Genomic DNA, 4,383 nt, shown 5'->3' with positions numbered 1-4,383 from the left:
CTACACATGTTATTGCTAACGCCAAGGCGAAGCTGCAGTAAAGGTTCATAGGGTCTTTCCGTCTGACCGCGGGAACCCCGCATCTTCACGGGGAATTCAATTTCGCTGAGCCTGTGCTGGAGACAGTGGGGAAGTCGTTACGCCATTCGTGCAGGTCGGAACTTACCCGACAAGGAATTTCGGGACCTGAGGACCGTTATAGTTACGGCCGCCGTTTACCTGGGCTTCAATTCAGAGCTTGCACCCCTCCTTTTAACCTTCAGGCACCGGGCAGGCGTCAGACCCTATACGTCGCCTTGCGGCTTCGCAGAGCCCTGTGTTTTTGATAAACAGTCGCTACCCCCTGGCTTGTGCCACTCTTTTCTGGTTGCCCAAAGAAGAGTCACGCTTATCCCGAAGTTACGCGTGCAATTTGCCGAGTTCCTTCAGCACAGTTCTCTCAAGCGCCTTGGTATACTCTACCTACCCACCTGTGTCGGTTTCGGGTACGGTCTCCGTTGGAGTTATTTCCAGGGACCTGTTCACTGCCAGAACCAATCCAATAAGGACTGACAATTTACCAGATCCGTCACTTCCAACTGGCCCAGGAATATTTACCTGGTTCCCATCGACTACGCGTTTCCGCCTCGCCTTAGGGGCCGGCTAACCCTGCGCAGATTAGCTTTACGCAGGAACCCTTGGGTTTTCGGCGAGAGGGTCTCTCACCCTCTTTATCGCTACTCATGTCAGCATTCTCACTTCCGATACCTCCAGCAAGGCTCACGCCTCACCTTCATCGGCTTACGGAACGCTCCGCTACCGCTTGCACAAAGTGCAAACCCATACCTTCGGCGACTGGCTTTAGCCCCGTTACATTTTCCGCGCAGGTTCGCTTGACCAGTGAGCTGTTACGCTTTCTTTAAATGATGGCTGCTTCTAAGCCAACATCCTGGTTGTCAAAGCAAACCCACATCGTTTCCCACTTAGCCAGTACTTGGGGGCCTTAGATGATGGTTAGGGTTGTTTCCCTTTTGACGACGGACGTTAGCACCCGCCGTGTGTCTCCCAGATATCTCTCTCGGGTATTCGGAGTTTGATTAGAATTGGTACAGCTCGCGCCGCCCGCATCCATTCAGTGCTCTACCCCCCGAGGAGTCCGTCTGAGGCACTACCTAAATAGTTTTCGCGGAGAACCAGCTATGTCCAGGTTTGATTGGCCTTTCACCCCTATCCACAAGTCATCCGAGAATTTTTCAACATTCACCGGTTCGGTCCTCCAGTTGGTGTTACCCAACCTTCAACCTGCTCATGGATAGATCACCTGGTTTCGGGTCGTCATGCGACGTACTTATTCGCCCTATTCAGACTCGCTTTCGCTGCGCCTACACCTAACGGCTTAAGCTTGCACGGCACATGAAGTCGCTGACCCATTATACAAAAGGTACGCCGTCACCACGCGCGGTGGCTCCGACTGCTTGTAGGCTTCCGATTTCAGGATCTGTTTCACTCCCCTTGTCGGGGTGCTTTTCACCTTTCCCTCACGGTACTTGTTCGCTATCGGTCATTGAGGAGTACTTAGGCTTGGAGGGTGGTCCCCCCATGTTCAGACAGGATTTCACGTGTCCCGCCCTACTCAAGTCTGTCGCTATTTGACGCTTACGGGGCTATCACCCACTATGGCCGAGCTTCCCAGCTCGTTCAGCTTTATGTCACGACAGCACTGGCCTGGTCCCGGTTCGCTCGCCACTACTACGGGAGTCTCGGTTGATGTCCTTTCCTCCGGGTACTGAGATGTTTCAGTTCCCCGGGTTTGCTTAATGACCCTATGTATTCAGATCATTATACCTCTTCCGACCAACCGATCCTGGCTCTGCCTCTATTCCGAAGAATAGGGTGGGCAAAGCTAAGTCGGGTGACCGTAAAGGTGGGTTTCCCCATTCGGAGATAGCCGGATCAAAGGGTGCTCGCGCCTCCCCGGCTCTTATCGCAGCGTGCCACGTCCTTCATCGCCTCTCAATGCCAAGGCATCCGTCAGAAGCCCTTATGCGCTTGATCGTTCTCAGCAAAACCCATGCGCTTACCGTCTAGGGACGGTTCGCATGCGCTCTACAATTTGTCAGACAATGATGTCTTCTTAAGTCCAACCTAAACGGCTGAACCCTGCCTTCACGATGTCACTTCGCAGGCCAGCCAAAGCTGGTTGCAAACTTGATAACCTCGATCGCGATTTGCTTTGTCGTTCCAGCGTTCTCCAGCTGGCCTCGCTCAAGAAGCGAAGCGTTAGCGAGAACAGCCAACAAAGATGGTGGAGCCAGACGGATTCGAACCGACGACATCCTGCTTGCAAAGCAGGCGCTCTACCAACTGAGCTATGGCCCCGAAAGGGTGTAGCCAGGAGAGCGGTCGGTTGCGTCCGTATGTTTGGAAAGAGTGGTAGGCCCGATAAGACTTGAACTTATGACCTCACGCTTATCAAGCGTGCGCTCTAACCAACTGAGCTACGGGCCCATAGGCCGCTCAGATCAGGTCCAGATGGACCCGCTCCAGGGCTCGCGATCGTGCTCTGAACCTCGACGGCCCAGAACAAGTGGAAAGAGAAACGAAGACGGCGGCGATCCGCTCATTTGTGTGCGTCCAGCGCACTAATCGGAGCCTCAATAGCCGAAGCTGGAGAGGCATCCTTAGAAAGGAGGTGATCCAGCCGCAGGTTCCCCTACGGCTACCTTGTTACGACTTCCCCCCAGTCGCTGACCCTACCGTGGTCGCCTGCCTCTCTTGCGAGTTAGCGCAGCGCCTTCGGGTAAAGCCAACTCCCATGGTGTGACGGGCGGTGTGTACAAGGCCCGGGAACGTATTCACCGCGGCATGCTGATCCGCGATTACTAGCGATTCCAACTTCATGCTCTCGAGTTGCAGAGAACAATCCGAACTGAGACGACTTTTAGGGATTGGCTCCCCCTCGCGGGATTGCAGCCCTCTGTAGTCGCCATTGTAGCACGTGTGTAGCCCACCTTGTAAGGGCCATGAGGACTTGACGTCATCCCCGCCTTCCTCCGGATTAACTCCGGCAGTCCTGTTAGAGTGCCCAACTTAATGATGGCAACTAACAGCGAGGGTTGCGCTCGTTGCGGGACTTAACCCAACATCTCACGACACGAGCTGACGACAGCCATGCAGCACCTGTGTCCCAGTCCCCGAAGGGAAAGCCGGATCTCTCCGGATGTCCAGGCATGTCAAAAGGTGGTAAGGTTCTGCGCGTTGCTTCGAATTAAACCACATGCTCCACCGCTTGTGCGGGCCCCCGTCAATTCCTTTGAGTTTTAATCTTGCGACCGTACTCCCCAGGCGGAGTGCTTAATGCGTTAGCTGCGTCACCGACAGGCATGCCTGCCGACAACTAGCACTCATCGTTTACAGCGTGGACTACCAGGGTATCTAATCCTGTTTGCTCCCCACGCTTTCGAGCCTCAGCGTCAGTAACGGACCAGTATGTCGCCTTCGCCACTGGTGTTCTTCCGAATATCTACGAATTTCACCTCTACACTCGGAGTTCCACATACCTCTTCCGTACTCAAGACTGCCAGTATCAAAGGCAATTCCAAGGTTGAGCCCTGGGCTTTCACCTCTGACTAAACAGTCCGCCTACGCTCCCTTTACGCCCAGTAATTCCGAGCAACGCTAGCCCCCTTCGTATTACCGCGGCTGCTGGCACGAAGTTAGCCGGGGCTTCTTCTCCGGGTACCGTCATTATCGTCCCCGGTGAAAGAATTTTACAATCCTAAGACCTTCATCATTCACGCGGCATGGCTGCGTCAGGCTTTCGCCCAATGCGCAAGATTCCCCACTGCTGCCTCCCGTAGGAGTTTGGGCCGTGTCTCAGTCCCAATGTGGCTGATCATCCTCTCAGACCAGCTACTGATCGTAGCCTTGGTGAGCCTTTACCTCACCAACTAGCTAATCAGACGCGGGCCGCTCCAATGGCGATAAATCTTTCCCCCGAAGGGCACATCCGGTATTAGCTCAAGTTTCCCTGAGTTGTTCCGAACCAAAGTGCACGTTCCCACGTGTTACTCACCCGTCCGCCACTAATCCCGAAGGATCCGTTCGACTTGCATGTGTTAGGCCTGCCGCCAGCGTTCGCTCTGAGCCAGGATCAAACTCTCAGGTTGAGTTGACATTGACTCCAGCTATTTGACCGAGGGGAAAACCTCAGTCGCGTATCTGGTTTGCATAGTTTCTTGACGAGTTCCCATCACACAATGACCAAGCCCTAAAGCTCAGCCACCGTATAAATGGTGTCTTCAAGAGACCGCATTCGTCAGCGTCTATTGCGTCACCCCTAAGGGTGACCGCCAGAGCGCCGCCGCCTGCGTTTCTCTTTCCAAATCAACAATGTCAAAGACC

The 4,383-nt window shown here is 54.3% G+C and carries 2 tRNA genes and 2 rRNA genes; all 4 read right to left on the bottom strand.

From position 1 onward, the window contains the following. A 23S ribosomal RNA gene (locus DMC18_RS05850) occupies window positions 1-2,034 on the bottom strand; the annotation flags it as partial. Between the two features lie 248 nt (window positions 2,035-2,282). Further along, window positions 2,283-2,358 (bottom strand) — tRNA-Ala (locus DMC18_RS05845). A 52-nt stretch (window positions 2,359-2,410) separates the two neighbouring features. Beyond that, window positions 2,411-2,487 (bottom strand) — tRNA-Ile (locus tag DMC18_RS05840). A gap of 177 nt (window positions 2,488-2,664) precedes the next feature. Continuing rightward, window positions 2,665-4,148, bottom strand: a 16S ribosomal RNA gene (locus tag DMC18_RS05835). Window positions 4,149-4,383: the final 235 nt, after the last annotated feature.

The sequence above is a fragment of the Caulobacter sp. D5 genome (assembly GCF_003185805.1).
Classification (GTDB): domain Bacteria; phylum Pseudomonadota; class Alphaproteobacteria; order Caulobacterales; family Caulobacteraceae; genus Caulobacter.
Note: the sequence above shows the minus strand (reverse complement) of the source record. Positions and strands in the feature narration are given on the sequence as shown.